The sequence below is a fragment of the Pseudomonas sp. ZL2 genome (assembly GCF_054788455.1).
In genome coordinates this window covers 1-25,479 of record NZ_JBGOGX010000060.1, presented here as the reverse complement: position 1 = coordinate 25,479, position 25,479 = coordinate 1, and the positions used below count along the sequence as shown (strand labels likewise).

General features: G+C 65.4%; 22 protein-coding genes. 7 read left to right on the top strand and 15 right to left on the bottom strand.

Translation table 11 applies throughout. From position 1 onward, the window contains the following. Positions 1–351: 351 nt before the first annotated feature. Genes ABM562_RS26655 through ABM562_RS26630 form a run of 6 tightly spaced genes read left to right on the top strand, consistent with a single transcriptional unit; the run spans position 352 to position 5,892 of the window. On the top strand, positions 352–951 hold the full coding sequence (locus ABM562_RS26655; protein ID WP_115086568.1) for a paraquat-inducible protein A: 600 nt from the start codon (positions 352–354) through the stop codon (positions 949–951). Next, a complete protein-coding gene (locus tag ABM562_RS26650) occupies positions 948–1,574 on the top strand; it encodes a paraquat-inducible protein A (protein ID WP_115086567.1) in 627 nt (208 codons plus the stop codon). Before ABM562_RS26655 ends, ABM562_RS26650 begins: the two co-directional genes overlap by 4 nt. Further along, positions 1,567–3,219, top strand: coding sequence for a PqiB family protein (locus ABM562_RS26645; protein WP_115086566.1), 1,653 nt, complete (start codon positions 1,567–1,569; stop codon positions 3,217–3,219). The genes ABM562_RS26650 and ABM562_RS26645 overlap by 8 nt, the downstream gene beginning before the upstream one ends. Positions 3,220–3,235: 16 nt before the next feature. Further along, positions 3,236–3,781 carry a PqiC family protein gene (locus ABM562_RS26640; protein ID WP_460423896.1) on the top strand — a complete coding sequence of 182 codons (546 nt, stop codon included), beginning with the start codon at positions 3,236–3,238 and terminating at the stop codon, positions 3,779–3,781. A 29-nt stretch (positions 3,782–3,810) separates the two neighbouring features. After that, positions 3,811–4,947 (top strand): AI-2E family transporter, encoded by a 1,137-nt coding sequence (locus ABM562_RS26635; RefSeq protein WP_460423895.1) that lies wholly within the window; start codon positions 3,811–3,813, stop codon positions 4,945–4,947. 48 nt (positions 4,948–4,995) lie between these two features. Continuing rightward, positions 4,996–5,892, top strand: coding sequence for a universal stress protein (locus ABM562_RS26630; protein WP_115086563.1), 897 nt, complete (start codon positions 4,996–4,998; stop codon positions 5,890–5,892). Between the two features lie 3 nt (positions 5,893–5,895). On the opposite strand, the gene ABM562_RS26625 is transcribed toward ABM562_RS26630, so the two are convergent. The 9 genes from ABM562_RS26625 to ABM562_RS26585 form a co-directional block, all read right to left on the bottom strand. Further along, entirely contained in the window at positions 5,896–6,651 is a 756-nt protein-coding gene (locus ABM562_RS26625) for a phytanoyl-CoA dioxygenase family protein (protein WP_460423894.1), read from the bottom strand. Between the two features lie 23 nt (positions 6,652–6,674). Then, positions 6,675–7,496 carry a helix-turn-helix domain-containing protein gene (locus ABM562_RS26620; protein WP_134062603.1) on the bottom strand — a complete coding sequence of 274 codons (822 nt, stop codon included), beginning with the start codon at positions 7,494–7,496 and terminating at the stop codon, positions 6,675–6,677. Between the two features lie 118 nt (positions 7,497–7,614). Continuing rightward, on the bottom strand, positions 7,615–9,033 hold the full coding sequence (locus ABM562_RS26615; RefSeq protein ID WP_460423893.1) for an aminotransferase: 1,419 nt from the start codon (positions 9,031–9,033) through the stop codon (positions 7,615–7,617). A 31-nt stretch (positions 9,034–9,064) separates the two neighbouring features. Further along, a complete protein-coding gene (locus ABM562_RS26610; RefSeq protein WP_460423892.1) occupies positions 9,065–10,168 on the bottom strand; it encodes a polyamine ABC transporter substrate-binding protein in 1,104 nt (367 codons plus the stop codon). A gap of 212 nt (positions 10,169–10,380) precedes the next feature. After that, entirely contained in the window at positions 10,381–11,082 is a 702-nt protein-coding gene (locus ABM562_RS26605; RefSeq protein ID WP_460423891.1) for an NAD(P)H-dependent oxidoreductase, read from the bottom strand. A gap of 9 nt (positions 11,083–11,091) precedes the next feature. Next, positions 11,092–12,726, bottom strand: a complete 1,635-nt coding sequence (locus ABM562_RS26600; RefSeq protein WP_420832722.1) for an ABC transporter ATP-binding protein — start codon at positions 12,724–12,726, stop codon at positions 11,092–11,094. A gap of 8 nt (positions 12,727–12,734) precedes the next feature. After that, positions 12,735–13,562, bottom strand: a complete 828-nt coding sequence (locus ABM562_RS26595; protein ID WP_115086556.1) for an ABC transporter permease — start codon at positions 13,560–13,562, stop codon at positions 12,735–12,737. Positions 13,563–13,565: 3 nt separating this feature from the next. Continuing rightward, entirely contained in the window at positions 13,566–14,525 is a 960-nt protein-coding gene (locus ABM562_RS26590) for an ABC transporter permease (RefSeq protein WP_115086555.1), read from the bottom strand. 54 nt (positions 14,526–14,579) lie between these two features. Beyond that, positions 14,580–16,181 carry an ABC transporter substrate-binding protein gene (locus ABM562_RS26585; protein WP_460423890.1) on the bottom strand — a complete coding sequence of 534 codons (1,602 nt, stop codon included), beginning with the start codon at positions 16,179–16,181 and terminating at the stop codon, positions 14,580–14,582. A 215-nt stretch (positions 16,182–16,396) separates the two neighbouring features. Here ABM562_RS26585 and ABM562_RS26580 point away from each other — a divergent pair, with 215 nt between their 5' ends. Further along, complete coding sequence (locus tag ABM562_RS26580; protein ID WP_115086553.1) at positions 16,397–16,837, top strand: Rrf2 family transcriptional regulator; 441 nt, start codon at positions 16,397–16,399, stop codon at positions 16,835–16,837. A 14-nt stretch (positions 16,838–16,851) separates the two neighbouring features. On the opposite strand, the gene ABM562_RS26575 is transcribed toward ABM562_RS26580, so the two are convergent. From ABM562_RS26575 to ABM562_RS26550, 6 genes are read right to left on the bottom strand one after another with little or no spacing between them, the layout of a single operon-like run. Then, positions 16,852–18,267, bottom strand: a complete 1,416-nt coding sequence (locus ABM562_RS26575) for an aldehyde dehydrogenase family protein (RefSeq protein WP_134062586.1) — start codon at positions 18,265–18,267, stop codon at positions 16,852–16,854. Then, on the bottom strand, positions 18,260–19,450 hold the full coding sequence (locus ABM562_RS26570; RefSeq protein WP_134062584.1) for a pyridoxal phosphate-dependent aminotransferase: 1,191 nt from the start codon (positions 19,448–19,450) through the stop codon (positions 18,260–18,262). Before ABM562_RS26570 ends, ABM562_RS26575 begins: the two co-directional genes overlap by 8 nt. A gap of 28 nt (positions 19,451–19,478) precedes the next feature. Next, positions 19,479–21,086, bottom strand: a complete 1,608-nt coding sequence (locus ABM562_RS26565) for a 5-guanidino-2-oxopentanoate decarboxylase (RefSeq protein ID WP_346616988.1) — start codon at positions 21,084–21,086, stop codon at positions 19,479–19,481. Between the two features lie 10 nt (positions 21,087–21,096). Continuing rightward, a complete protein-coding gene (locus ABM562_RS26560; protein WP_460423889.1) occupies positions 21,097–23,187 on the bottom strand; it encodes an acetate--CoA ligase family protein in 2,091 nt (696 codons plus the stop codon). A 14-nt stretch (positions 23,188–23,201) separates the two neighbouring features. Then, a complete protein-coding gene (locus ABM562_RS26555; RefSeq protein ID WP_115086548.1) occupies positions 23,202–24,362 on the bottom strand; it encodes an acyl-CoA dehydrogenase family protein in 1,161 nt (386 codons plus the stop codon). 31 nt (positions 24,363–24,393) lie between these two features. Further along, complete coding sequence (locus ABM562_RS26550; RefSeq protein WP_460423888.1) at positions 24,394–25,185, bottom strand: enoyl-CoA hydratase/isomerase family protein; 792 nt, start codon at positions 25,183–25,185, stop codon at positions 24,394–24,396. Positions 25,186–25,479: the final 294 nt, after the last annotated feature.

Sequence of the window (25,479 nt, the reverse complement as noted above, 5' to 3'; positions counted from 1 at the left end):
CGCGCTCGATCGCCGGCAAGTCCGGCTCCCACAAGTCCGGCGTACACAGCACTACTGTGGGAGCTGGCTTGCCAGCGATGAGGCCGGCACAACCAACACATCAGGCGGCGCCTGGATTGCGACCGCTACGCGCTCGATCGCCGGCAAGGCCAGCTCCCACAGGTCCGGTGTACACAGCACTACTGTGGGAGCGGGCTTGCCCCGCGATGAGGCCAACACAACCAGCACACCAGGCAGCGCCTGGATTACAAGCGCCGGCAAGCCCGCTCCCTCAGAGGTTAAATAATCCGCAGTCCCGCGCCAGCGCCGACTATATTGAGCTAGTCCCCGCCCGCAGCCAGAGCGCGCGCCATGCTGGATACCCATCAGCTGATCATCTGCGAACATTGCGATTGCGTGTACCAGAAGGTCAGCCTCGGCAAACACCAGAAAGCCCTGTGCCAGTGCTGCGGCGCCGTGCTGCAGCGCTATAACGGCCTGAGCGTGCAGCAACGCCTGGCCCTGAGCGTCACCGCGCTGATCCTCTGGGTGTTCGCCAATTTCTACCCGATCATGAGCATCAGCCTCAAAGGCTTGCACAATAGCGCCACCCTGTGGGACTCGGTCCGGGCCCTGGCCACCGGCCCCATCACCTTTATTGCCCTGGTGGCGGCCATCTCGATCATCATCGCCCCGGTGTTCCAGCTGCTGCTGTTGATCTGGGTACTGGGCTTTGCCCTGGCCGGCGGCCGTGCCCCGGGCTTCAGCCTGTGCATGCGCTGGCTGGAAACCCTGCGCCCGTGGAGCATGCTCGAAGTGTGCCTGCTCGGCGCCATGGTCGCGGTGTTCAAGCTGGCCGGCATGCTCGATGTGCTGCCGGGCATCGGCCTGGTGGCGCTGGCAGTGCTGAGCCTGCTGATACTGCGCATCGCCGGGCGCGATATACGCGAACTCTGGGACCTGCTGCCATGAGCCGCCCACCGCGCGCCGCCGAGCTCAACCTGGTGCTCTGTCACGCCTGCGGCATGGCCTGCGACAACAGCAACCAGCCGCACGACTGCGAACGCTGCGGCGCACCCCTGCATGCGCACAAGCCCGATTCCCTGACCCGCACCTGGGCCTACCTGATCGCCTCGCTGGTGTTCTACATCCCCGCCAACCTGCTGCCGGTGATGAACACCACGCTGTTCGGCAGCGGCGCCGACAGCACCATCATGAGCGGGGTCATGGAGTTCTGGGAGCATGGCGCCTGGGACATCGCCCTGATCATCTTCATCGCCAGCATTGCGGTACCGGCGACCAAGTTCGTCGCCCTGGCCCTGCTGCTGATCACCGTGCAACGCCGCAGCACCTGGGCGCAGAGCCAACGGGCGCGACTGTTTCGCTTCGTCGAGCTGATCGGCTACTGGTCGATGCTCGATGTGCTGGTGGTGGCCCTGGTAGCGGCGCTGGTCAAGTTTCAGGCCCTGGGCGATATCGAACCGCGCCCGGGCATTCTGTTTTTCGGCATGGTGGTGGTGCTGACCATGCTCGCGGCAATGAGTTTCGACCCTAGACTGATCTGGCAGCGCGACAAGGAGCAGGCCGATGACTGATACCCGCCAAGACAGCCCACAACCCGGCCAGCCCGGGGTCAAGACCCGCCGTTTCAGCATCTCGCTGGTGTGGATCGTGCCGCTGGTGGCGGTGCTGGTGGGCTTGTCGCTGGTGGTGCACAACGTCATGCAGCAAGGCCCGACCATCGAGATCACCTTCAAGACCGGTCAGGGCCTGGAAGCCAACAAGACCGCGGTCAAGTACCGCAATGTGGTGATCGGCCAGGTCACCGCCGTGGAGTTGAGCAAGGACCAGAAGAGCGTCACCGCCACGGTCAAGCTGGTCAAGCAGGCCGACAATTTCACCCGGGTGGATTCCAAGTTCTGGGTGGTGCGGGCACGCATCGGCGCCGGCGGCGTGTCGGGTATCGATACCCTGCTGTCCGGTGATTTCATCGGCGCCGACTCCGGCGAATCGAACACCCGCGCCAAAGCCTTCATCGGCCTCGAATCGCCACCGCCGATCACCTATGGCGAACCGGGCAAGCGCTTTTTCCTGCACGCCAGCGATCTCGGTTCGCTGGGGGTCGGTTCGCCGGTGTACTACCGCAAGATCCCGGTGGGCCAGGTGGTCGCCTACGGCCTGGATGAAAACGGCAAAGGCGTCAGTATCGAAGTGTTCATCAACTCGCCCAACGACGCCTTCGTCACTGACAACACCCGCTTCTGGAACGCCAGCGGTGTCGATGTCGAAGTCGGCGCCAACGGCTTTGCCTTTCGCACCGAGTCGCTGTCGTCGGTGATCGTTGGCGGTATCGCCTTTCGCGCCCCGGACTACAGCCCCGACGATCAGGTGGCCGCCGAAGACCGCCAGTTCGAGCTGTTCGACGACCGCGCCCGGGCGCTCGCCCCGCCCCATGGCAAGGCACAGTACCTGAGCCTGCGCTTCGACCAGGCCCTGCGCGGCCTCAAGGTCGGTGCCCCGGTGGAATTCCTCGGGGTGGAAATCGGCTCGGTGGTTTCGGTGAACCTCGACTTCGACGTCGAAAAACGCACCTTCCCGGTCAATGTCGGCATCGTCATCTATCCGCAACGCCTGGGCCGGGCCCACACCAAGTTGCTCAAGGCACTGAACCACGACCCCGACGACGAAAAGGCCGCCGCGCAGTTGCTCGGCTCCTTCGTCGACAACGGCCTGCGCGCCCAGGCCCGCAGTGGCAACCTGCTCACCGGGCAGCTGTACATCGCCCTGGACTTCGACCCCAAGGCGCCCAAAGTGGTGTTCGACCCGACGGCCCGGCCGATTACCATCCCCACCGTGCCGGGTAGCCTGGAGCAACTGCAGGAGCAGTTCCAGGTCATGGTCGAGCGGCTCAACCGCCTGCCCATCGAGCGCATCGCCAACAACCTCGATGCCAACCTGGTGGAGCTGCGCAAAGGTTTGCAGCAGTTCAACAGCCGCACCTTGCCGGGCGTCCAGGGCACCTTGCAGGAGGTCAGCAAGACCCTGCAGTCGGCCAACTCGACCCTGGCCGAGGATTCGCCCCAGCGTGAGCAGCTGACCCAGACCCTCGACGAGCTGGGGCGCATGTCGCGCTCGCTGCGCGAGTTGGCCGATTACCTGGGGCGCAACCCCGAGTCGCTGCTGCGTGGCCGGCCCAAGGATGCACCCGCTGACTCGCTAAAACCTTCGTCGCGCAATTGACCGCAGGAGCACACCCATGGCGCATGCCTCCCCGTTTGCAGTGTTGAGCCTGGCCTTGTTGCTGGCCGCCTGCCGCAGCGATCCGATCCACTACCACACACTGATCCCGCAGCAACCGGTGCCGGCCAGCAGTGTCGATGTGCAACTGGAGCAGGTCAGCGTGCCGCCCCAGGTCGATCGGCCGCAGGTGGTGATTCGCCAGGGCAACAGCGGCCTGGCGATCCTCGAGACCGAATGGTGGGGCGCAAGCCTCGCCGACGAGTTGCGCAATGCTCTGGTCAACCAGTTCGTCAGCAGCACTGCCCAGCCGCGCCTGGGCTTGCGCGTGGAGGTGCAGCGCTTTGACTCGGTGCCGGGGCAATACGCCCTGTTCGATGCCCGCTGGCGGTTGCGTGCCGGCAACGGCAGCGCGCTGCTGAACTGCCGCAGCGTGATCCAGAGCCCGGCCGGCGCCAGCATCGACGAACTGGTGCTGGCCCATCAACAGAACCTCAAGCGTTTCACCGAACTGGTCAGCCAGGCGGCCCGCGGCGGTGCCAGCCGTTGCCCGGCCGTTCACTGAAACCCGCTCGCCTGCCCGAGGGCCCACTCATGGCCAATAATCGCCCGGTTCACCTGGGCACTGCCCGGGAACTGCTCGACGTGCTGATCCGCGCCGGGCTGATCGCCGTGCTGGTGCTGTTCTGCTTCGACATCTTCAAGCCGTTCCTCAACCTGATGCTGTGGGCGGTGATCCTGGCGATCACCCTCTATCCGCTGAGTCAGCGCCTCGGTGGCTGGCTCGGCGGGCGCCCGCGCTGGGCTGCCGTCGTCCTGGTGATCATCGGCCTGGCCTGCCTGATCGGGCCGCTGAGCCTGCTGGGCGCTTCGGTGGCCGACACCGTGCAACAAGGCATCACCGGCTTCGAGGACCAGCGCATCGAAATCCCGCCGCCACCGGCCAACGTCCGTGAATGGCCACTGATCGGCGCGCCGCTGTACGGCATTTGGGCCCATGCCAGCAGTGACCTGAGCTGGGCGGCGACCCAGGTCGCGCCGCACCTCAAAGGCCTGAGCAAGACCCTGCTGACACAACTGGCCGGGATTGGCTCGGGCATCCTGATGTTCCTCGTGGCCCTGGTCGTCGCCGGCCTGATCATGGCCAAGGGTGCAACCGGCCAACGCGCGGCGGTGGCGATTGCCACCCGCGTCGCCGGCCCGCAGCGCGGCGAACAACTGGCCGCATTGTGCACCGCTACCATCCGCGCCGTAGCCCAGGGTGTGGTCGGCATCGCCTTCATCCAGATGCTGCTGGTGGGTGTCGCCCTGGTCATTATGGGGGTTCCTGCTGCCGGGGTGCTGGCCCTGCTGGTGCTGCTGCTGGGCATCACCCAGCTGCCGGTGTTGTTGATCACCCTGCCGGTGGCGATCTACGTGCTGGCCCATGACGGCGTCAGTGCCAGCACGGTGATCTTTGTCATCTGGATCTTGCTTGCCGGGCTCGCCGACAACGTCCTCAAGCCCATGCTGCTGGGTCGCGGCGTGGCCGTACCGATGCCGGTGGTGTTGATCGGCGCCCTGGGCGGCATGCTGACCAACGGCATCATCGGCCTGTTCATCGGCCCGGTGGTGCTGGCCGTGGGCTACGAGCTGTTCATGAGCTGGGTGGCGCAGCCGCTGGCCGTCGACAGCCCGGCCGAGGAGCCTGCACCGGACCCGCCAGGCACTTCGGGCAGCACCATGGACTAGACTTCAAGCACGGGGGGGCTGGCAACACAACGCTACCGGAGGTGCCCCATGAGCCAGTACCAACGCCTATTCCTGATGGTCGGCTGCGACCTGCGCCACACACCGGCACTGGAACGTGCCGCCGCCCTGGCCCGCGCCACGGGTGCCGCCTTGCATATCTGCGCCTTTATCGACGAGATCGATACCCTCGGCCTGATGAGCGGCGACGAACACCACCTCGACACCCTGATGCTGGACAACCGCCAGTGGCTGGCCGATGAGGCGACCTTGCTGCATGAAAACGGCATTCGCGTCAGTACCGAAGTGATCCTGGCCCGTGACGTGCTTCAAGCAGCCTTGACCCAGGTCGCCGAGATCGACCCCGACCTGCTGATCAAGGATGTACAGCACGAACCGCTGCTCAAGCGCCTGGTGGTCGCGCCGCTGGACTGGCAACTGCTGCGCGAATGCCCGTGCCCGGTGCACCTGGTAACCGACGTGCATTGCCCGCTGCCACGCATTGTCGTTGCCGCCGTCGACCCGACCCACCCCGAGCACCCGCACAACGATCTCAACGAAACCGTGATCGAAGCCGCGGCCGACCTTGCCCGCCAGTGCAACGCCGAGCTGCACCTTTTGCATGTGTGTGACAGCGCCCACACCCATATCGCCGACTTCGGCGCAGGGACCGTGACCATGCCGGGCTTTGGTGATGATGTACGCAAGTCGATCCACAAGGCCTTCGAGCACTTGGCCCAGCGTCACGCAATACCCGTGGAGCGCCAGCACTTTTTGTCGGCGCCGATTACCCGCAGCATCGCCGAGTTCGTCAGCCACAGCCGCGCCGACGTGCTGGTGATGGGCAACCACCCGCGCAAGCTGCTCGAACGCCTGACCGGCAGCACCACCGAGCACGTGCTGGAACACCGGCTGTGCAACGTGCTGGCAATCCGCGGGGCGAGCTGAGGCTCAGTCGTACTCGGTTTCGGCGTGTTCGCCCAGCAAGCGGCGCTGGCGTGGCGTGGCAGCGGCCAGCACCGCCGGGTTGAACTGAAAGTGCAGGTAGGGCGAGAACTTCTGCGCGACCATGCGTCGGCCGTAATGCACCTGCAGCAGGTAGCGGCTGCGGTCTGCGCTGCGGTTGTCGCTGCCGGCGTGCCACAGCTCACTGCGAAACACCAGGGCGTCGCCGGCCTGGCATAGCACCGCCTGCGGCGGACGGCCCTGCCAGCTCTGCTCATTCTTGCGCGGCGCGCGCCCTGCCCTGTGGCTGCCCGGTACCACCCGGGTCGGACACAGGTCGGCGTCGATGTCATCCAGGTACAACTGCACGGTGCAGATCTGCATTGGCAGCTCGAAGGCCGGGTCGGCCATCAGCGCCGGGGCAACGTCCATCATCAGGTAGTCCAGGTGCAAGGACATGCCCTGGTAGCCCGGATGGCAGCGCCAGGCGGTCTGGCCGATGATATGGCAATCATCACCCAACGCCGCCTCGGCCAGCTCGATCACCCCGGGCAGGTCGAGGAACGCCAGCCACAGCGGGTCGCGGTTGAACACGCACTTGTAGTGTTCGATCAGGCCGCAGCTGTAGTCCCAATGAAACGCCTGGAGCCCGTCGATGGCATGACGCAGCAGCTTGACCTGGGCACTGTCGAGCACGCCCGGCAACAAGACGAAGCCGTCGTTGCCCAAGGCCTGCAGGTGTTGCTCGGTAGAGCGGTTCATCAGGGCCTCCACAAGGCCGAGGGTCAGCCTTGGCGCAACCAGTCGATAAAGCGCGCAAACAGCTCGGACTGGGAGTTTATCTCCAGTTTAAGGTAGAGGTTCTTGCGGTGCATGCGCACGGTTTCCGGGGAGATGCCCATCTCGCCAGCGGTGGATTTCACCGAGTGGCCGCGCAGGATCATCTGCGCCACTTCACGCTCGCGTTCGGTCAGCACGTTGCAGCCAAAGCTGTCGAAGGCCGCCTGGACGCTGCCCTGGCCAGTGGCTTCGCTGTTCTGCTCAAGGCCGTGCTGGGCGAAGCGGCTGATCAGTTCACGCACCATGGGCTCCACCGCCTGCAGCAGGTGCAGTTGTTCGACGCTCAGGCTGCTGCCGCCGCAGCCCTGGAACAGGCTCAGGGAGATCTTGCTGTGGTGGTCGATATCGACGATGTAGTAGCTGTCTTCGGTGCAGCCAGTGCCCAGGTAGTAGGTCTTGTAGTAGTCGCTGTCGAAGAAGTGGTCCGGGGCGATGTCCTGCAGGTGGTAAAAGCCTTGCGCCAGGCCCTTCTCCACCGCCAGGCAGAACGGGTCGAGCAGGTAGCCGGCGGTGAAGTAGCGGTTGAGGATGGCGTCGCGGTGACGCTCGGGGATGCCTTGCTGGTAGAGCAGTTGCGGCGGCTGGCCCTGGCGTTCGAGGCTGATCATCATCGACTCGACCGCCACCAGCTGGCTCAGGGCGGCGGCGAGGCTTGCCAGGGCGTCGGCCTCGCCGCTGCGGGCAAAGGCGTGCTGCAGCGCTGCATGCCATTGCTGCAGGGCAGAGAAAGACAGGCAGATCGGAGTGTCGGCGGTGGCTCGGCTCATGCCCGGCAGTCTAACCCGCCTGGGGGCTGCGATGCAGCCCATCGCCGGCAAGGCCGGCTCCCACAGTGGGTTGGTGTACACCGCACCTGTGGGAGCTGGCTTTGCCAGCGATGGCTGCTCATGCACCCACGTGCACCCCTTCCTGTCGCAGTTCTTCTGCCGTTTCGACAATGCACTGGCGCAAGGTCTCGACGATTTCGTCCACCTGCTGACGGGTGATGATCAGCGGCGGCGACATCACGTTCAGGTGCATGATCGGCCGTACCAGCAAACCCTTGGCCTGGGCCCGGCGGTGGATGCGCTCGCCGATGTTCACTTCATCGGCAAACAGCGCCTTGCTGCGCTTGTCGGCGACGAATTCGACACAGGCCATCAGTTTCATGCAGCGCACCTCGCCCACCAGCGGCAGCCCGGCCAGGGTCTGCAGGCGCTGCTCCAGGTAGCCGCCGACCTCATCGACATGGGCCAGCAGGTTCTCCCGTTCGATGATCTCGATGTTCTTCAGCGCCGCGGTGCAGCACACCGGGTGGCCGCTGTAGGTAAAACCGTGGGTAAAGCAGCGGCCCTTGCCCGGTTCGGCGATGACCTTCCAGATGCGCGCGGAGAAGATGCACGCGCCCAGCGGCAGGTAGGCCGAGGTCAGGCCCTTGGCAGTGGTGATGATGTCCGGCTGCACGCCGAACAGCGCCTCGGACGCAAAGAACTTGCCCAGGCGCCCAAAGGAGGTCACCACCTCGTCGGCAACGAAGAGGATGTCGTAGGTCTGGCATACCTGCCACATGCGCAGGAAGTAGTCCTTGGGCGGAATGATCACCCCGCCCGAGCCCATGATCGGCTCGGCAAAGAACGCCGCGACATTGTCGGCGCCCAAGGAGAGGATCTTGTCCTCGAACTCGGCCACCAGAAAATCCAGAAACTCCGCCGCGTCCATGTCATCCGGTGCCCGATACGGGTTCGGGTTGGAGACGTGGTGGATCAACTCATGACCGTAGTCGAACTCGGGCACCCGGTCGGCGGCCTTGTTGCCGATCGACATGGTCAGGCAGGTGGAGCCGTGATAGGCGTTGTAGCGGGCGATCACGTGCTTTTTGTGCGGCTTGCCGCGGCAGTTCTGGTAGTACTGGATCAGCCGGTAGGCGGTATCGACCGCCGTCGAGCCGCCGGTGGTGAGGAACACATGATCGAGATCGCCCGGAGCGAGGCTGGCGAGTTTTGCGCACAGTTCGATAGCGACATTGTTGGCCATGTCCGAAAACGGGTTGGAATAGGCCAGCTGGCGCACCTGGTCGGCGATGGCCAGGGCCATCTCTTCGCGGCCCAGGCCGATGTTGGTGCACCACATGCCGCCGACGGCATCGAGGAAGCGGTTGCCATCGGTGTCATAGATGTAGGCGCCCTCGCCTTCGACGATATTCAGCGCGCCTTGCTCGGCATGCTCATCGAACACGTGGTAGCCGTGCAGGTAGTGGGCTTTGTCGGCCGCCACCAGGGCATCATTGGCGGCGGGTGCTACGAAGGCTTTGTTTGGCGTGGCCATGGCAGTGTCCTTGGCTAGGGGAAAATAGAAATCAGCTACCGGTCTTGACCGTGCTCCAGACCCGGGTAATGGCGCGCATGTCCTTGCCGCTCTGGGTTTTCTGCGCGAACAGGCGCTGGCGGGTGGCGTCGTCCGGGTAGATCGCCGGATCGTCGCGAATCTCGGCCCGCACCAGCGGCGTGGCGGCGGCATTGCTGTTGGCGTAGTGGATGTAGTTGGTGACCTGGGCGATGTTCTGCGGCTGCAGGAGAAACTCGATGAAGCGATGGGCATTGGCCGCGTGCGGCGCGTCACTGGGCAGGTAGAGGTTGTCGAACCAGATCAGCGAGCCTTCCTGGGGGATGAAGAACGCCAGCTTGATGGGTTTGTTCGCCTCCTGCGCCCTTGCCTGGGCGGTGGCGTAGTCGCCGGACCAGGTCAGGGCCAGGCAGGTATCGCCATTGGGCAGGCTGGTCAGGTAATTGACCGAGTCGAATTTCTTGATGTATGGCCGCACGCCGAGCAGCAGTTCCTGGGCGGCCTTGAGGTCATCCGCTGTGGCGCTGTTGGGGTCGCGCCCGAGGTATTTGAGGGCCAGCGGGATCACTTCGCTGGGCGCGTCCATCAGGGTCACGCCGCAATCGGCAAAACGCGAGACAATCTTCGGGTCGAAGAGCATGGCCAGCGAACCGATGGGCGCATCGGGCATGCGCGCCTTGATCTTGTCGACGTTGTAGGTCACCCCGGAGCTGCCCCAGGTGTAGGGCGCCGAATAAGCAAGGCCGGGGTCGTAGCCTTGCAGGTCGCTGAGCACTTGCGGGTCGAGGTTGTTCCAGCTCGGCAGCTGCTTTTTGTCCAGCGGCTGGAACACCTGGGCCTTGATCAGCGGCGGGACCAGGGAGGCGTTGAGCACCACCAGGTCGTAGCCCGAGCGCCCGGTCAGCAGTTTGGTCTGAACCGTTTCGTAGCCGTCGAAGGTGTCGTAGATCACCTTGATGCCGGTGGCTTTTTCAAAGTCGGCGAGGGTCGTTTCGCCGATGTAATCCGTCCAGTTGTACAGCCTGAGTGTGTTGGCCGCCTCCCCGCCGGCGGCGAGCGCCGCCGTTGCCAGGGGCGCGAGCAACAGACTGGAAATCACCTTCAGTGTCTTTCGCATAGCCACTCCGTCGTGTCACCAGGATCTGCTCGGTGTGAGCCGACGGGGTTACTATCGAGGGAGCCGGTGATGGCGACCATACCCCGAATGGGTAGGTGCGCAGCATTTACCTTACGGCCAATCGCCGGCAAGGCCGGCTCCCACAGTTTGAGTGACCTGCACTACCCCTGTGGGAGCCGGCCTTGCCGGCGATGAGGCCACTGCATCCACCCTCAAGCCAACGGATACAACGCCTCGTCAAACTGCGCCAGGCGCGGAAACACCAGCGGCTGTTCATCGGACAAATGCGCCAGGCGCTGCTGGTAGCTACGCAAAAAGTCCTTGCGCGCCTCGTCGCTGATATACGGCACATGCCAGGCCACGAACGGCTCCAGCACCTCGAAGCCGACGTAGGCCAGGGTGCCGCGCAAGATCGGCCGCAGCATGTCCTCCAGCGGCCCGTGAATCGCCCCTTCGCCGAACATGTGCTCACGCCCGCCGAGGGTGACGGTCACCAGCGCCTGCTTGCCCACCAACCCGCCCTGGTCATAGAAACGCTTGCCGCCATAGCACACCCCCGAGACCAGCACCCGGTCGATCCAGCCCTTGAGCATGGCCGGCGCCGAGAACCAGAAGATCGGGAAATTCAGCACCACCAGGTCGGCCCACAGCAGCTTGTCCAGCTCCTGCTGAATGTCGGCGGCAATCGACTGGCTCTTGACCCCCAGGCGCTGCTCCAGGGCATACACCAGGTAATCCGGGTTCTCGCGGCTGACGAAGTCACCGGCGCTGGCCACCGGATTCCAGTTCATCGCATACAGGTCGCTGACCTGCACCTGATGGCCCTGGGCAGTAAAGGTTTCGACAGCCTGGTCACGCAAGGCGGCGGTGAAGGATTGCGGCTCGGGGTGAGCGTGAACGATCAGTACATTCATGGGGAGTCCTTAAACGGTTTGCACAGTGGAAGTCAGCGCCCGCCTGGCCAGCAGGCGGTCGAGCCAGTCCGGGTCCATTTCCGGCTCGCTGGAGAACAGCAGGCCGGTGTAGTCGCGGTGCGGCGGGGTGAAGATCGCCTCACGGCTGCCGTGATCGACCACCTGCCCGCGCTGCATCACCAGCACCTCGTCGGCAATGGCGCGCACCGTGGCCACGTCGTGGGTGATGAACAGGTAAGCCACGCCCAGTTGCTGCTGGATACGGTTGAGCAGCTTCAAAACACCTTCGGCCACCAGTTGGTCGAGGGCCGAGGTGACCTCGTCGCAGATGATCAACTGCGGCTCGGCAGCCAGCGCCCGGGCGATGCAGATGCGCTGCTTCTGCCCGCCGGACAGCTCGCGGGGCTGACGCTCCATATACAACGCCGGGTCCAGCTCGATCATTTCCAGCAATTCTGCGACCCGCTGGCGCAGGGCCTGGCCCTTGAGGCCGAGGTAGAAACTCAGCGGCCGGCCGATGATGTCGACGATCCGCTGGCGCGGATTGAGCGCGGTGTCGGGGATCTGGTAGATCATCTGCACCCGGCGCAACTGCTCTTTGCTGCGCTGGCGATAATCGGCCGGCAGGGCTTCACCGTCATACAGCACCTGGCCTGCAGTCGGCGGCAACAGGCCGGTGATCAACCGTGCGGTAGAGCTCTTGCCACTGCCCGACTCGCCGATCACTGCCAGGGTCTGGCCGCGATGGAGCTTGAGCGAGACCTCATGCAGCACCGGCTGGTGGCCGTAACTGGCGCTGGCCTTGCGCACCTCAAGCAGCGGTGTCGCCTGTTGCGGGCACGGCTTGGGTTCAGTGCGAAAACTGCGTACCGCCCACAACGATTTGGTGTAGTCCTGCTGCGGGGCGTCAAGCATGCTGCGGGTGTCGGCCTCTTCGACCAGCTTGCCGTGGCGCAGCACCATGATGCGGTCGGCCATCTGCGCCACCACCGCCAGGTCGTGGCTGATGTACAGGGCGGCGCTGCCGTAGGTTTTCACCGCATCGCGAATCGCCGCCAGCACTTCGATCTGGGTGGTGACGTCGAGGGCGGTGGTCGGCTCGTCGAAAATGATCAGGTCCGGGTGGCAGGCCATGGCCATGGCGGTCATGACCCGTTGCAACTGGCCGCCGGAGACCTGGTGGGGGTAACGCTGGCCGATCTGTTCGGGGTTGGGCAGGCGCAGCACGCGGTACAGCTCCACCGCTTCGGCTTCGGCCCGGACGCGGTCGATACCGCCGTTCCTGACCGCCGTCTCGACATGCTGGTCAATCAGCCGGTGCGCCGGGTTGAACGACGCGGCGGCGCTTTGTGCGACATAGGCGATGCGCAGGCCGCGCAGCGTGCGCAAGGCTTCAGGTTTGGCGCCGACCAGCTCCTGGCCGTCGAAACGCACCGAGCCGCCAGTGATGCGGCAACCGTCGCGCACATAGCCCATGGAGGCCAGGCCCAGGGTCGACTTGCCCGCCCCCGACTCACCAATCAGGCCCAGTACTTCACCCCGCTGCAAGGTCAGGTCGATGCCCTTGATCAGCGGATGCCAGGCGTCCTGGTAATGGCCTTCGATGTGCAGGTCGCGGATTTCCAGCAGCGGCTTTTCACTCATGGTCATACTCAGCACTCCTTCAGGCCGCTGGACTTATGCAGCACCCAGTCCACGACAAAGTTGACGCTGACGGTGATCAGCGCCACCGCCAGGGCCGGCAACAGCGGGCTGATATCGCCGAAGGTGATCAGCACGGCGTTGTCGCGGACCATGCTGCCCCAGTCGGCAGTCGGCGGCTGGATGCCCAGGCCGAGGAACGACAGCGCACTGATGAACAGAAAGACAAAGCAAAAGCGCAGGCCGAACTCGGCAATCAGCGGCGCTGCGGCATTGGGCAGCACCTCGCGGCTGACCAGCCACCACAGCCCCTCCCCGCGCAGGCGCGCGGCCTCGACAAAGTCCTGGACCACCACGGTCATCGCCACCGCCCGCGACAGGCGAAACACCCGGGTGGCGTCGAGCAGCGCGATCACCAGCACCAGCGACGTGGCGTTGGTGCCGACCACGCTGAGGATCAGCAAAGCGAAGATCAGCTGCGGGATGGCCATGAGGATATCCACCAGCCGCGACAGGCCCTGGTCGATCCAGCCGCCCCTGATCGCCGCCACCAGGCCGCAGAAACCGCCGACAGCAAAGGCCAGCAGCGTGGTCAGGAAGGCAATCCCCAGGGTGTTGCGCGCGCCATACACCAGGCGGCTGAACATGTCGCGGCCAAGGTTGTCGGTACCCAGCAGGAACTGCCCGCCCCAGGGTGCAAAGCCCTCGCCGACCACTTCGGTCTCGCCAAACGGCGCCAGCACCGGCGCAAACAGCGCCACCAGGATGTACAGGACAATCACCAGCAGGCCGAACTGGGCGCTCAAGGGGGCCCGCAACAACGGTTTGATCAGGCTCATGGCTTACCCCTTCGGATGCATCAGGCGTGGGTTGCTGGCAATCGACAGCACGTCGGCCGTGGTATTGAGCAGGATGTAGGTGGCCGCGAAGATCAGGCTGCAGGCCTGCACCACCGGGATGTCGCGCTTGGCCACCGAGTCGACCAGCAACTGGCCGAGCCCCGGGTAGACGAACACCACCTCGACCACCACCACGCCGACCACCAGGTAGGCCAGGTTCAGCGCCACCACGTTGATGATCGGTGCCAGGGCATTGGGCAAGGCGTGGTGGAAGATGATCCGCGCCTGGCTAATGCCCTTGAGCCGGGCCATCTCGATATACGGGCTGGCCAGCAGGTTGATCAGCGCCGCACGGGTCATGCGCATCATCTGCGCGATCACCACCAGGCTCAGGGTCAGTACTGGCAGCAGCGAACGCTCCAGCACCTCGGCGAAGGACGCGCCCGGGGCCAGGTTGGAGATGCTCGGCAACCAGTTGAGCTTGACCGCAAACACCAGGATCAGGATGTAGGCGACGAAGAACTCCGGGAACGACACTGCGCTCAGGGCGCTGGTGTTGAGCAGGCGGTCGAACCAGCTGTTGCGGTACAGCGCCGCGAGCATGCCCAGCAGCAAGGCCGCCGGTACCGACACCAGCGCCGCCAGCAAGGCCAGGGTAAAGGTGTTGCCCAGGCGTGCGCCGATCAGCTCGGCGATCGGCCGCTGGTTGGCCAGCGACAGGCCCAGGTCCCCGTGCAGCAGTTGCCAGGCCCAGTGGCCGAAGCGGGTCAGCGGCGGCAGGTCCAGGCCCAGTTGGGCGCGGAACGCCGCGACGGTCTCGGGAGTTGCCGCCTGGCCGAGCATGGCCTGGGCGACGTCGCCCGGGAGCATGCCAACGGCCAGGAAGATGATCACCGACACCGCGAACAGCGACAACAGGCCCAGGGCCAGGCGCTGGAGCAGCAGTTTGCAAAGACTATTCACCGTACAGCTCCTCGAACAGGCTCAACCAAGAAAGGTGCAATCCGCTCGTGCGGCTTACGCCTGCCACCAGCGCTCGATCAGCCGCAAGCCGTCGAGTTCGCCGTAGGGCGCGGTCAGCCCGCCGTGGGCCACACGCTTGGAGCGCGCGGCCACGGAGCTGGCGAACAGCGGCACGATCGCCCCGCCCTCGTCCCGGCACAGGGCCTGCATTTCGTTGTACATCTCCTGGCGCAGCGGCGCGTTCATCTCGCCGCGGGCGGCATTGAGCAGCTGGTTGAAGCGGGCGTTGTCCCAGTGGGTCTCGTTCCAGGCCGCGCCCTTGGCGTAGCCGATGCTGAACATGCGGTCGGCGGTCAGACTGCTGTACCAGAACGAGGTGGTGAATGGCTGTTTCATCCACACATTGGAGAAAAAACCATCGGCCGGTTCGCGCACCACGTCGATGTCGATGCCGGCCTGGCGCGCCTGTTCCTTGAACAGCACCGAGGCGTCCACCGCACCGGTGTAGGCGGCGTCCGAAGCCTGCAGGCGCACCTTGAGCGAATCGACCCCGGCCTGGCGCAGGTAAAAGCGCGCCTTGTCCGGGTCATAGCCACGCTGCGCCAGGGCGCTGTTGATGAAGCGGCTGCCGGGCTGGATCGGGTGATCGTTGCCGATCTGGCCATAGCCGTAGAGCACCGAGGCCAGCAGGGTTTCGCGGTTGATCGCGTGCTTGAGCGCCAGGCGGATGTTGTTGTCCTGGAACTGCTGGCTGTCGGTGAGCATCGGGAAGGTGTAGTGCTGGGCGCCCTTGGTCTCTTCGATGACCAGGTTGGGATTACGCTTGAGCAGCGCGACGGTTTTCAGGTCGACCTTGTTGATCACATCGACCTGGCCGGTGACCAGGGCATTGACCCGCGCCGCGCCGTCGGCGATGGCCAGCAACTCGGCACTGGCGAAATGCGCGCGGCCGGCTTTCCAGTAATCCGGGCTGCGTTCGAGGTCCATGCGCACGCCGGGCTCGAAGCCCTTGAGGCGATAGCCGCCGGTGCCAACCCCGGCCTGCCAGTCGGCACCGCCGTCCTTGGCCGGCATGATCACCAGGTGATAATCGGCGACCACATAGGCGAAGTCGGCGTTACCCGAGTGCAGTACGAACACCACCGCATCGTTGCCCTGGGCCTGGACCTTGGCGACATCGCCAAGCACGGTCTTGGCCGCCGAGGTGGATTTGTCGCCCAGGTGATGCTGGATCGAGGCAACCACGTCGCCGGCATCGAGGGTCTTGCCGTTGTGGAAGGTCACGCCCTGGCGCAGGGTGAAGGTCCAGATGCGGGCATCGGGGCTGGACTCCCAGCGCTCGGCAAGCTCGGGGATCGCCGTGCCGTCGACGCTGATTTCGCTCAGGGTGTTGTACACCGCCGAGAAGCCGACAAAGGTAAAGGTGTCGCTCCACGAGCCCGGGTCGCGGGAGTCGGTGGTACTGCCCCCGGCCAGGCCCATGCGCAGCACGCCGCCGGCCTTGGGCGTGGCCTCCTCGGCCCAACCGCGCAGCGGCAGGCCGAGCGAGAACGCACCGGCAATGGCCGCCACCGTCGCGCTGTACTTGAGAAAATCCCGACGCGGCAAACCGCTGTCGTGCATCGCTTGAGTAATCTTGTTGTTGTTATCGCTCATGGCATTGCCCCTGTAGAACTGCAGAGAAAAGGATTCAGCCAACCTCGCACGCATCGATGCAAATATTTGTAATTGTCATCGTGACAAATACATTAAACTCAAAATCAGTTCGCTGCCAATCCCCTTCCTCTGTAGGAGCGGGCTTGCCCCGCGATAGCGTTTTGTCTGTAACATCGATCGCGGGGCAAGCCCGCTCCTACAGGGATTTTCGCCAGATGAGCCAGTCGACCCGCCTGATCACCGCCTCGTACATCCTCTCGTTCGTGGCCGCCAACGCGCCGCAAAAACTGCGTACCGAGACCATCGCCAAGTGGGTCAAGACCCATCCCACGCGGGTGCGCAGCCTGGTGTCGCTGATGGTCAAGGCCAACATCCTCAAGTCCTGGCGCGGCGCCCATGGCGGCCTGACCCTGGCCCGCCCGGCCAGCGAAATCACCCTGCGCGAGGTCTACGACGCGGTGCAGGAAAGCTCGCTGATCGCCGAGAAGATCGACAACCCGTTCTCCGGCCTGGAAGACCACTGCAAGGTGTTCGAGGTGTTCACCCGCCTGTTCGCCATGCTCGAAGCCAACATGCGCCTGGACCTGGGCGCTATCACCGCCGACCAGTTGTTCGTGGCCTTCGACAAACCGCAGGACAACGTCGGGCAGGCCTGAACCTGCCCGCCACTTCAGAGCTGAATAGCCTTGGTCTCGACGAACTCGGCCAGACCCTCCTCGCCCCACTCGCGACCATTGCCCGAGGTCTTGTAGCCGCCAAACGGCGCCTGGTAGTTGAACGCCGCACCATTGATGAAGCACTGCCCGGCGCGCAGTTGCCGGCCCAGTTGCAGGGCCCGCTCGCGGTCCGCCGCCCACACCGCGCTGGACAGGCCGAAGGGTGAGTCGTTGGCCAGGGCAACCCCTTGCGCCTCATCGGCATAGGGAATCAGGCACAGCACCGGGCCGAAGATCTCTTCCTGGGCAATCCGCATGCGGTTGTCGACGTCGGCGAACAGGGTCGGCGCCACGTAGAAACCGCGCTCAAGGCCTGGCACGGTGTCACCGCCACACAGCAGCCGTGCGCCCTCCTCCTGGCCAATGCGGATGTAGTCCAGCACGGTGCGCCGCTGCGCCGCCGAACACATGGGGCCGAGGAAGCTGTTCGGGTCTTGCGGGTCGCCCATGACCAGTTGGCGGGTTTCATCCAGGGCGATTGCCAGGGCCTCTTCATAGCGGCTGGCGGGCAGCAGCATGCGGGTCAGGGCCGTGCAGGTCTGCCCGGAGTTGATCATCACGTCCTGCACGCCATAGCGCACCGCGGCGTCGAGGTCGGCATCGGCGGTGATCAGCAGCGGCGACTTGCCGCCCAGTTCCAGGCACACGCGCTTGACCGACGGCGCCGCGGCCTGGGCCACGCGCACGCCAGCACCGGTGGAGCCGGTGAACGAGACCATGTCCACCTGCGGGTGACGGGCCAGCGCCTCACCGACCTTGGAGCCCGGCCCGCTGACCAGGTTGAACACCCCGGCCGGCAAGCCAATGGCCTCGATCATTTCGGCCAGTAAAAACGCGTGCAGCGGGGTTTCCTGGCTCGGCTTGACCACCACCGTGCAACCCGCGGCCAACGCCGGGGCCAGCTTGCCGATCAACTGGTGCAGGGGGTAGTTCCAGGGGTTGATGAACGCACAAACGCCCACCGCCTCGCGCACTACCAGCGAATTGCCGACTTCGCGTATCTCGTCCATCAGTCCGGCCAGTTCGATGTACTGCTCAAGGCCGACAATCGGCCCGTCGACCTGCACCGCCCGGCACCACTGCACCGGCATGCCCAGCTCGCGGGTGATGACGGCCGCCATCTCATCGGCGCGGGCCTTGAGCTGTTCGGCCAGGGCGCGAATGTAGCCGGCGCGCACACTGGACGGGGTTTGCGACCAGCTGCCAAAGGCGTGGCGCGCCGCTGCCACCGCCCGGTTGACGTCTTGCTCGTCGCCCAGCGGCACCCGGCCTGCCACTGCTTCGGTGGCCGGGTTGATCACTTCGGCCAGGCCCTGGCCCGACGGCAACTGCCAGCTGCCATCGATAAACAGCCGCGGGTAGTCACGCATGGGCTTTGCCCTCCATCAGTTCAGCCGCGCAACGGGCAATGCGCTGGCAGGCCTCGCGCAGCGGTTCGGCGCCGAGCACCAGGCCCAGGCGGATATGCCCGGCGGCGCTGGGGCCGAAGGCTTCGCCGGCGAGCACCGAGACGCCGTGGTGATCGAGCAGGCGATAAGAGAACGCCTGGGCGCTGAGGCCGGTTTCACGGATGTCGACCATCACGAACATGCCGCCATCGGGCTTGAGCGCACGCAGGCCCGGGCAGTCGGCCAGGCACGCGCAGACCAGGTCGCGGCGCTGGCGGTACGCTTCACGCATGGCCGCCAGCTCCGGCAGTTGTTGCTCCAGGGCGACCACTGCCGCGTCCTGGATGAAGTCCGGCGAGCCGTAGAGCATGCACAGCGCCAGGTTCTCCAGGTGCGTGGCCAGCGCTGGCGAGCCCACTACCCAGCCGACCCGCCAGCCAGTCATGGCATGGGACTTGGACAGGCTGTTGAGGGTCGCCGTGCGCTCGGCCATGCCCGGCAGGCTGCCGGGGCTGATGTGCTCGCCGTCGTACAGCAGCTCGCTGTAGACCTCATCGGAGATCAACCACAGGTCATGGGCAATGCACAACTCGGCCAGCGCCTCCCAGGTAGTGCGCGGCAGGCTGGCGCCGGAGGGGTTGTGCGGGCTGTTCAGGGCCAGGGCGCGGGTCTTGCTGGTGATGCGCGCGGCGACATCTTCGGCCTGGACCCGGAAGCCGTGCTCCGGGCGCACCGGCACCGGGATCACCGTGGCGCCACAGGCGCCGAACACCGCCTCATAGGTGACGTACATGGGCTCGGCGACAATCACTTCGTCGCCGGGGTTGAGCACGCACTGGGCCACGCAGAACAGCGCACACTGGGCCCCGGCCAGCACCGTCACCTGATCGGCGGCGGTCGGCTGGCCGCTGCGTTGCTGATGCCGGCGGGCAATGGCCTGGCGCAGGGCCAGCTTGCCGCGTACGTCGGAGTAATGAGTGTGGCCGTTCTGCAGGCTGTCGATGGCGGCCTGGACGATCGGCGCCGGGGTATCGAAATCCGGGTCGCCAACCGACAGCAACAGCACGTCTTCGCCTTTTTCCAGCAGTTCCAGGGCGCGGTAGTGGATGTCCCAGGCAGCGGCGCCGTCACCGGCGATACGTTGGGTCAGATCGGAAAAGCGCATGGCAGTCTCCCAAAAAAGCGGTTGAAGCTCAGCGCGCGCAAGCGTGCTTGAGCTCGATCAGGGTTACGCCGTTGCGGGCAAAGCCGCTGCGCAGTTCCCGTTGCAGGTCATCCAGGCTGTGCGGCTGCGCCACGCTGCAACCAAAGGCCCGGGCCAGGCCGATGAAGTCCGGGTTGCGCGGCAGCACGCCGATCGGCTCGATATCCAAACCGAGCATGTCATCGCGAATCTGCCCCAGGGCATCGTTGTTCCACAGCAGTACCACCAGCGGGCGCTCCAGCTCTTCGACTGCGGTGGCCAGTTCCTGGGCGGTGTAGAGGAAACCGCCATCGCCGACCAGCACCAGGCCTGGGCGATCATCCGTGGCGAACATGCCGCCAATCCCGGCCGGCAAGCCGTAACCGAGGGTGCCGTAGCCGGTCGGGTGCAGCCAACTGCGGGGGGCGCGGCTGGCATAGACATAGTTGCCGGTGTAGGCCAGCTGGGTCATGTCGGTGCTGATGAACGCATTGGCCGGCAGCTCGGCCGCGACCCGGTCAAGGATCGCCTGGTGAATCGCCTGCAGCGGGCCATGGCTGGCCTTGACCGCCTGGCGCAGGCTGGCGACAGCATCCATGGCAGCGCCGGCATCGCGCGACGTTTGCGGCAAACGCTCGAGCAAGGCGGCGACGGTCTGCCGGGCATCGCCCTGCAGGGCCACGGCGCAGGGATAGAAATCGTTGAACTTGCGCGGATCGATATCCACCCGCAGCAACTCGCCATTGAGCTGCAGCCGCTCGCGCCAGAAGTCGGTGTCGGCCATTTCGGTGCCGACCGCGAGGATCACGTCGGCCTCGGCAATCAGTTGCCAGCCCGGCCCCACGCACAAGGACGAACCGGCATTGAGCGGCGCATCCGGTGGCAGCAGACCCTTACCGGCAACGCTGGTGAACAGCGGCGCGGCCAGGCGCGTGCTCAGTTGTTGCAGTTCCTGGGCAGCGGCCAGGGCACCGCCACCGGCGATGATCATCGGCCGTCTGGCGCCTGCCAGTTTGCCGGCTGCCTGATCCAGCACACTGCTGGCCGGCACGCCCCGGCCCGGGCGGCGCACCACTTCATTGCTCCAGTCGCGGGCGACCGGTGCGGCCAGCACATCCAGCGGCACCGAGATATGCACCGGACGCGGGCGTTCGCTGTCAAATACCGCATAGGCACGGGCGATCAGCCCAGGCAGGTCCTCGGCGCTCAACGCCACGGCAGAGAACGCCGTGATCGGCGCGGTCATGGCGCGCTGGTCCTGGGTTTCGTGCAGGCAGCCCCAGCCTTTGCCCAGGCTGGCGGTGTGGTTGACGCTGGAAATCACCAGCATCGGGATCGAGTCGGCATAGGCCTGGCCGATGGCGGTGGCGGCGTTGGTAACGCCGGGGCCGGTGATGACGAAGCACACCCCCGGCTTGCCGCTGACCCGCGCATAACCGTCGGCCATGAAGCCCGCGCCCTGTTCATGGCGGGTCAGCACGTGGCGGATGCCGCTGCCGGGCAGGCCACGGTACAACTCCAGGGTGTGCACCCCGGGAATGCCGAACACGGTATCGACGCCGTAGTTGGCCAACAGGCGCACCAGGGCCTGGCCACCGGTCAATGAGCTGTTGTGCATGTTCATCTCCTTACACCTGGCCGAGGCGAATCAACGCATCGACCGCGGTGGTGCCCTGGGCACCGACCATTAATGGGTTCACATCCAGTTCCAGCAATTGCGCAGCGTTTTCGCAGGCGTAGTCGGCGACCGCACGGATCGCTGCCACCAGCGCCTCCAGGTCAGCCGCCTCGCGGCCACGAAAACCCTGGAGCAAGGCCGCGCTGCGCAGGCCGAGCACGGCCTTGCGGATGGCGCCGTCGGTGGTTGGCAGCAACAGGCTCTTGCTGTCCTTGAGCAGCTCGACGAGGATCCCGCCGGCACCGATCACCAGGGCCAGGCCGAAGTCGTTCTCGCGCTTGATGCCGACGATCAGCTCGGCCAGCGGCGCGCTGGCCATGGGCTCGAGCAGCAGCTGATCGAACGCGACACCCGGCGCATAGGTGCCGATCCGTGCGCGCATCTGCTCCAGCGCCGCGCCCAGGGCCTGGGCGTCGCGCAGGTTGAGGGCGACGGCACCGGCTTCGGTCTTGTGCGGCAGTTGCGCACTGACCGCCTTGAGCACCAGCGGGTAGCCGACTTGCTGCGCATTGGCCAGGGCCTGCTCCGGCGTGCTCAACACGCCCTTGGGTACCGGCAGGCCAAACGCCTGCAAGGCTTGTTTCGATTGCCACTCGTTAAGCAGCTCGCTCTCGCCTTGCAGCGCCTGCGGGCACAACGGCGGCAACGCTGACTCGCCCAGGTCGAGCAGCGCCTGGCGTTGGCCCTGGTATGCGGCAATCCGCCCCCAGGCCGCCAGGCCATCCTCGACGCCCTGCAGCGCGGCAATGCCATGGGCATGCAGGCGCTCGCGGGCGAAGGCCGGCAGCAGTTCGGGCAAGGCCGAGGTGACAAAGCCGGTCTTGCCGTGACGCTTGAGCGCCGCGCAGTACAGCTCCAGCAGCAGGTCGCACTCCTTGCGCTCGCCGGTAAACTCCGCCGGGTAGTCGAGCACCAGCATGGCGGCATCGGCATCGGTGCGCAGGGCGCTGTCGAGCATGCGCTCAAGCGCGGCGCCGTCGCCCCAGATCGCCGTGGTGAAGTCCAGCGGGTTGACCAGGTTGGCATAGGTTGGCAGCACCTGAGCCAGCTCGCGGACCTGGCTGTCATCCAGCTTCGGCAGGCTCAGATCGTTGCGTTCGGCATAGTCGGCGATCAGCCCGGCATCGCCACCGGAGCAAGCCAGGGCGATCAGGCTGCCGCCCTTGGGCAAGTGGCCGCAGGCGGCGGCCTTGAGGGTTTCGACAAAGCTCACCGGGCCGCTGACGCGGATCACCCCCAGGCGCTCGAACAGGCTGTCGTACAGCGCATCGGAGCCGGACAGCGAGCTGGTGTGGCTCAGCGCCAGTTCCGCACCGATTTGCGACACCCCGGTTTTCAGGGCGATGATCGGGATGCCCTTCTCCAGCGCCTTGTGCGCCGCGCGGGCAAAACCCGGCACATTCTTCAGGCCTTCCAGGTGCAGGCCGATGGCAGTGACCCGCGGCTCATCGAGCAGCGCGTCCATCAGTTCGGCAATGCCGATCTGCGCCTGGTTGCCCACCGAAGCCATGTAGGCCACCGGCAGCGAGCGGTCGCTCATGGACAGGTTGTAGGCAAAATTGCCGCTCTGGGTCAGCACCGCCACGCCCTTCTCTACTGCCTTGCCGCCATGGGCTACCGGCCACAGCGCAGCGCTGTGCAGGTAATCGAGCAGGCCATAACAGTTAGGGCCGAGCAGCGCCATGTCGCCGGCGGCCTCAAGCAGTTGCTGTTGCAGGGCCTGGCCTTCGGCGCCGGTTTCGGCAAAGCCCGAGGCGTAGCAGATCGCCCCGCCGGCACCCTTGGCCGCCAGCTCGGCCACGCAGGTCAGGGTCAGCTCGCGGTTGGTGGCGATGAACACCGCATCCGGTGCACAGGGCAGTTCGCCGACGCTGCGCACGCACGGCACGCCATCGAGGCTGTCGTGCTGCGGGTTGACCAGCCACATCTGCCCCTGGTAACCGCCCTCGGCGCAGCGCTTGAGCGCCCGGGCCATGCTGCGCCCGCCGACAAACGCCAGGTGGCGCGGGGCGAGCAGGCGTTTGAGATTGTCTCGTAACATGAGCAGGCTCCTGATCAGCGCAACAGCGGGCGCAGCAGTTCACGGGAAATGATGTGCCGCTGGATCTCCGAGGTACCCTCCCAGACCCGCTCGATCCGCGCATTGCGCCAGATCCGCTCGACCGGCCCTTCGTCCATCAGGCCCATGCCGCCGTAGATCTGCACCGCCTCGTCGGCAACCTTGCCCAGCACTTCACTGGCAAACAGCTTGGCCATGCCCGCCTCGCCATCGGTCATCGTGCCCTGGTCCATCTTCCAGGCCGTGTGCAGGGTCAACAGTTCGGCGGCGCGGATCTGCGTGGCCATGTCGGCGAGCTTGAACGAGATACCCTGGTAGGTGCCGATCGGTTGGCCGAACTGCTTGCGGTCGGCCGCCCATTGCAGCGACACGTCCAGGGCGCGCTGGGCCTGGCCAACACAGTTGGCGGCGACCATCACCCGCCCGGCGGTGAGCCAGGCGTTGGCCACTTCCCAACCCTTGCCGACTTCACCCAGCACCTTGCTGGCCGGCACCGTGCAGTCATCGAAGAACAGCTCGAAGGTGTGATAACCGCGGTTGCTCACGCACTTGGGCCCGCGGCGGATGGTCATGCCCGGGGTGCCGCGGTCGACCAGGAAGGCGGTCACCGCGTTGCGCGTCTTGCCGTTGTGCTCGTAGGTGTCGGTGACGGCAAAGACAATGGCGAAATCGGCGTGGCCGGCATGGCTGATGAAGTGCTTGCTGCCGTTCAGTACGAAGTTGTCACCCTCGCGCACGGCGCGGGTCTTGATCGCATTGGCATCGGAGCCGGCACCCGGTTCGGTGAGGGCAAAGCAGTCGGTCTTCTCGCCCTGGATGCACGGCAGCAGGTAGTCGTTGATCTGTTCGTCCTTGCAGGCCATGAGGATCTTCGACGGCCGCGCGACAAACACATGCAGGGCCCACGACACCTTCGACAGCTCGCGCTCGATCAGCGCCTGGGACAGGTAATCGAGACCGCCACCGCCGACTTCCTCAGGCATGTTGAAGGCATAGAAGCCAGCGGCGATGGCCTTGCCGCGAATCTGCGCGGCGAGCTCCGGCGACACCTCGTCGGCGCGGTCGACCGCCTCTTCATGGGGCAATAACTCCTTGGCGACAAAACTGCGTACCGCTTCCACCAACATTTGTTGTTCTTGGGTCAGTTGGAAATTCATGAGTCGATCCTGAAGAAGTGCTTGTAAGTTGTTATTTACCAACGAAATTAGCGGTGCGCTTTTCGACGGCAGCACGCAACGCTTCGGCGCCATCCTCGCTACGCCCGCACAGCAGCCCGGCAGCAAGCTCGGCCTGTAGCTGCTCGCCCAGGGTGCGCTGGGCGCCGTCGCGAATCAGCCGTTTGGTCTGGGCGAAGGCGAAGGTCGGGCCATTGGCCAGGCGCCCGGCCAGCTCGGCGGTCACCGCCAGCAACTGCTCATCGGCGCACACCTCGCCCACCAGTCCCGCTGCCAGGGCGCGCTCGGCCCCCCAGAGTTCATCGAGAAACAGCAGGCGCTTGGCCTGTTCGCTGCCGATCAACCGTGGCAGGTGCCAGCTGGCGCCGGCATCCGGGCTGTAGGCCATGCTGGTGTAGCCGGCCTTGAACCGCGCCGAGGCGGCGGCCACGCGCAGGTCGCAGCACAGGGTCAGGTCCATGCCGGCGCCGACGGCAGTGCCGTTGATGGCGGCGATGGTCGGTTTGTCGAGGCTGTGCAGGCGCTGCATCAGGGCGTGGGCGGTTTCGGTCCAGCCGTAGCTCTCCAGGGCGCCGCGGGCTTCGGCTTCGGCCCACTCGGCGAGATCGGCGCCGGCGCAGAAGCTGCGGCCAGTGCCGGTCAGCACCACCACGCGCACGGCCGGGTCGGCGTTATGGGCCTCGAGCAAGGCATGCAGGTTTTTCAGGCTGGGGATGTCCAGCGCGTTGCGCTGATCCGGACGGTTGAGGGTGATCCAGGCAATGCCGGCTTCGACCTGGCTGAGCAGCGACGCAGGAGGGGTCATGGGGGGCCTCGAATTATTGTGGTTGGCGTGAGAGGTATGACGTGAGGCCATACTAAACGAGTGTTCAACAAGGAGACAATCGGCTGGATTAATTGCTGTAACAGATGAAGTTACAGAGCTAATTGCTTGTTTTTATAAGATTTAAATATTTACTTTGAGAAGTAATGGCCGCGCCTGTTACAACTTTGTACAACCTATCGCGGGGGAAAACCCCCCCCCCCCCCCCCCGGAAGAGAAGGGTTTCCCCCCAACGGGTTTCCACCCCCAGCGCCAACACCCCCCTGTACTTGCTGT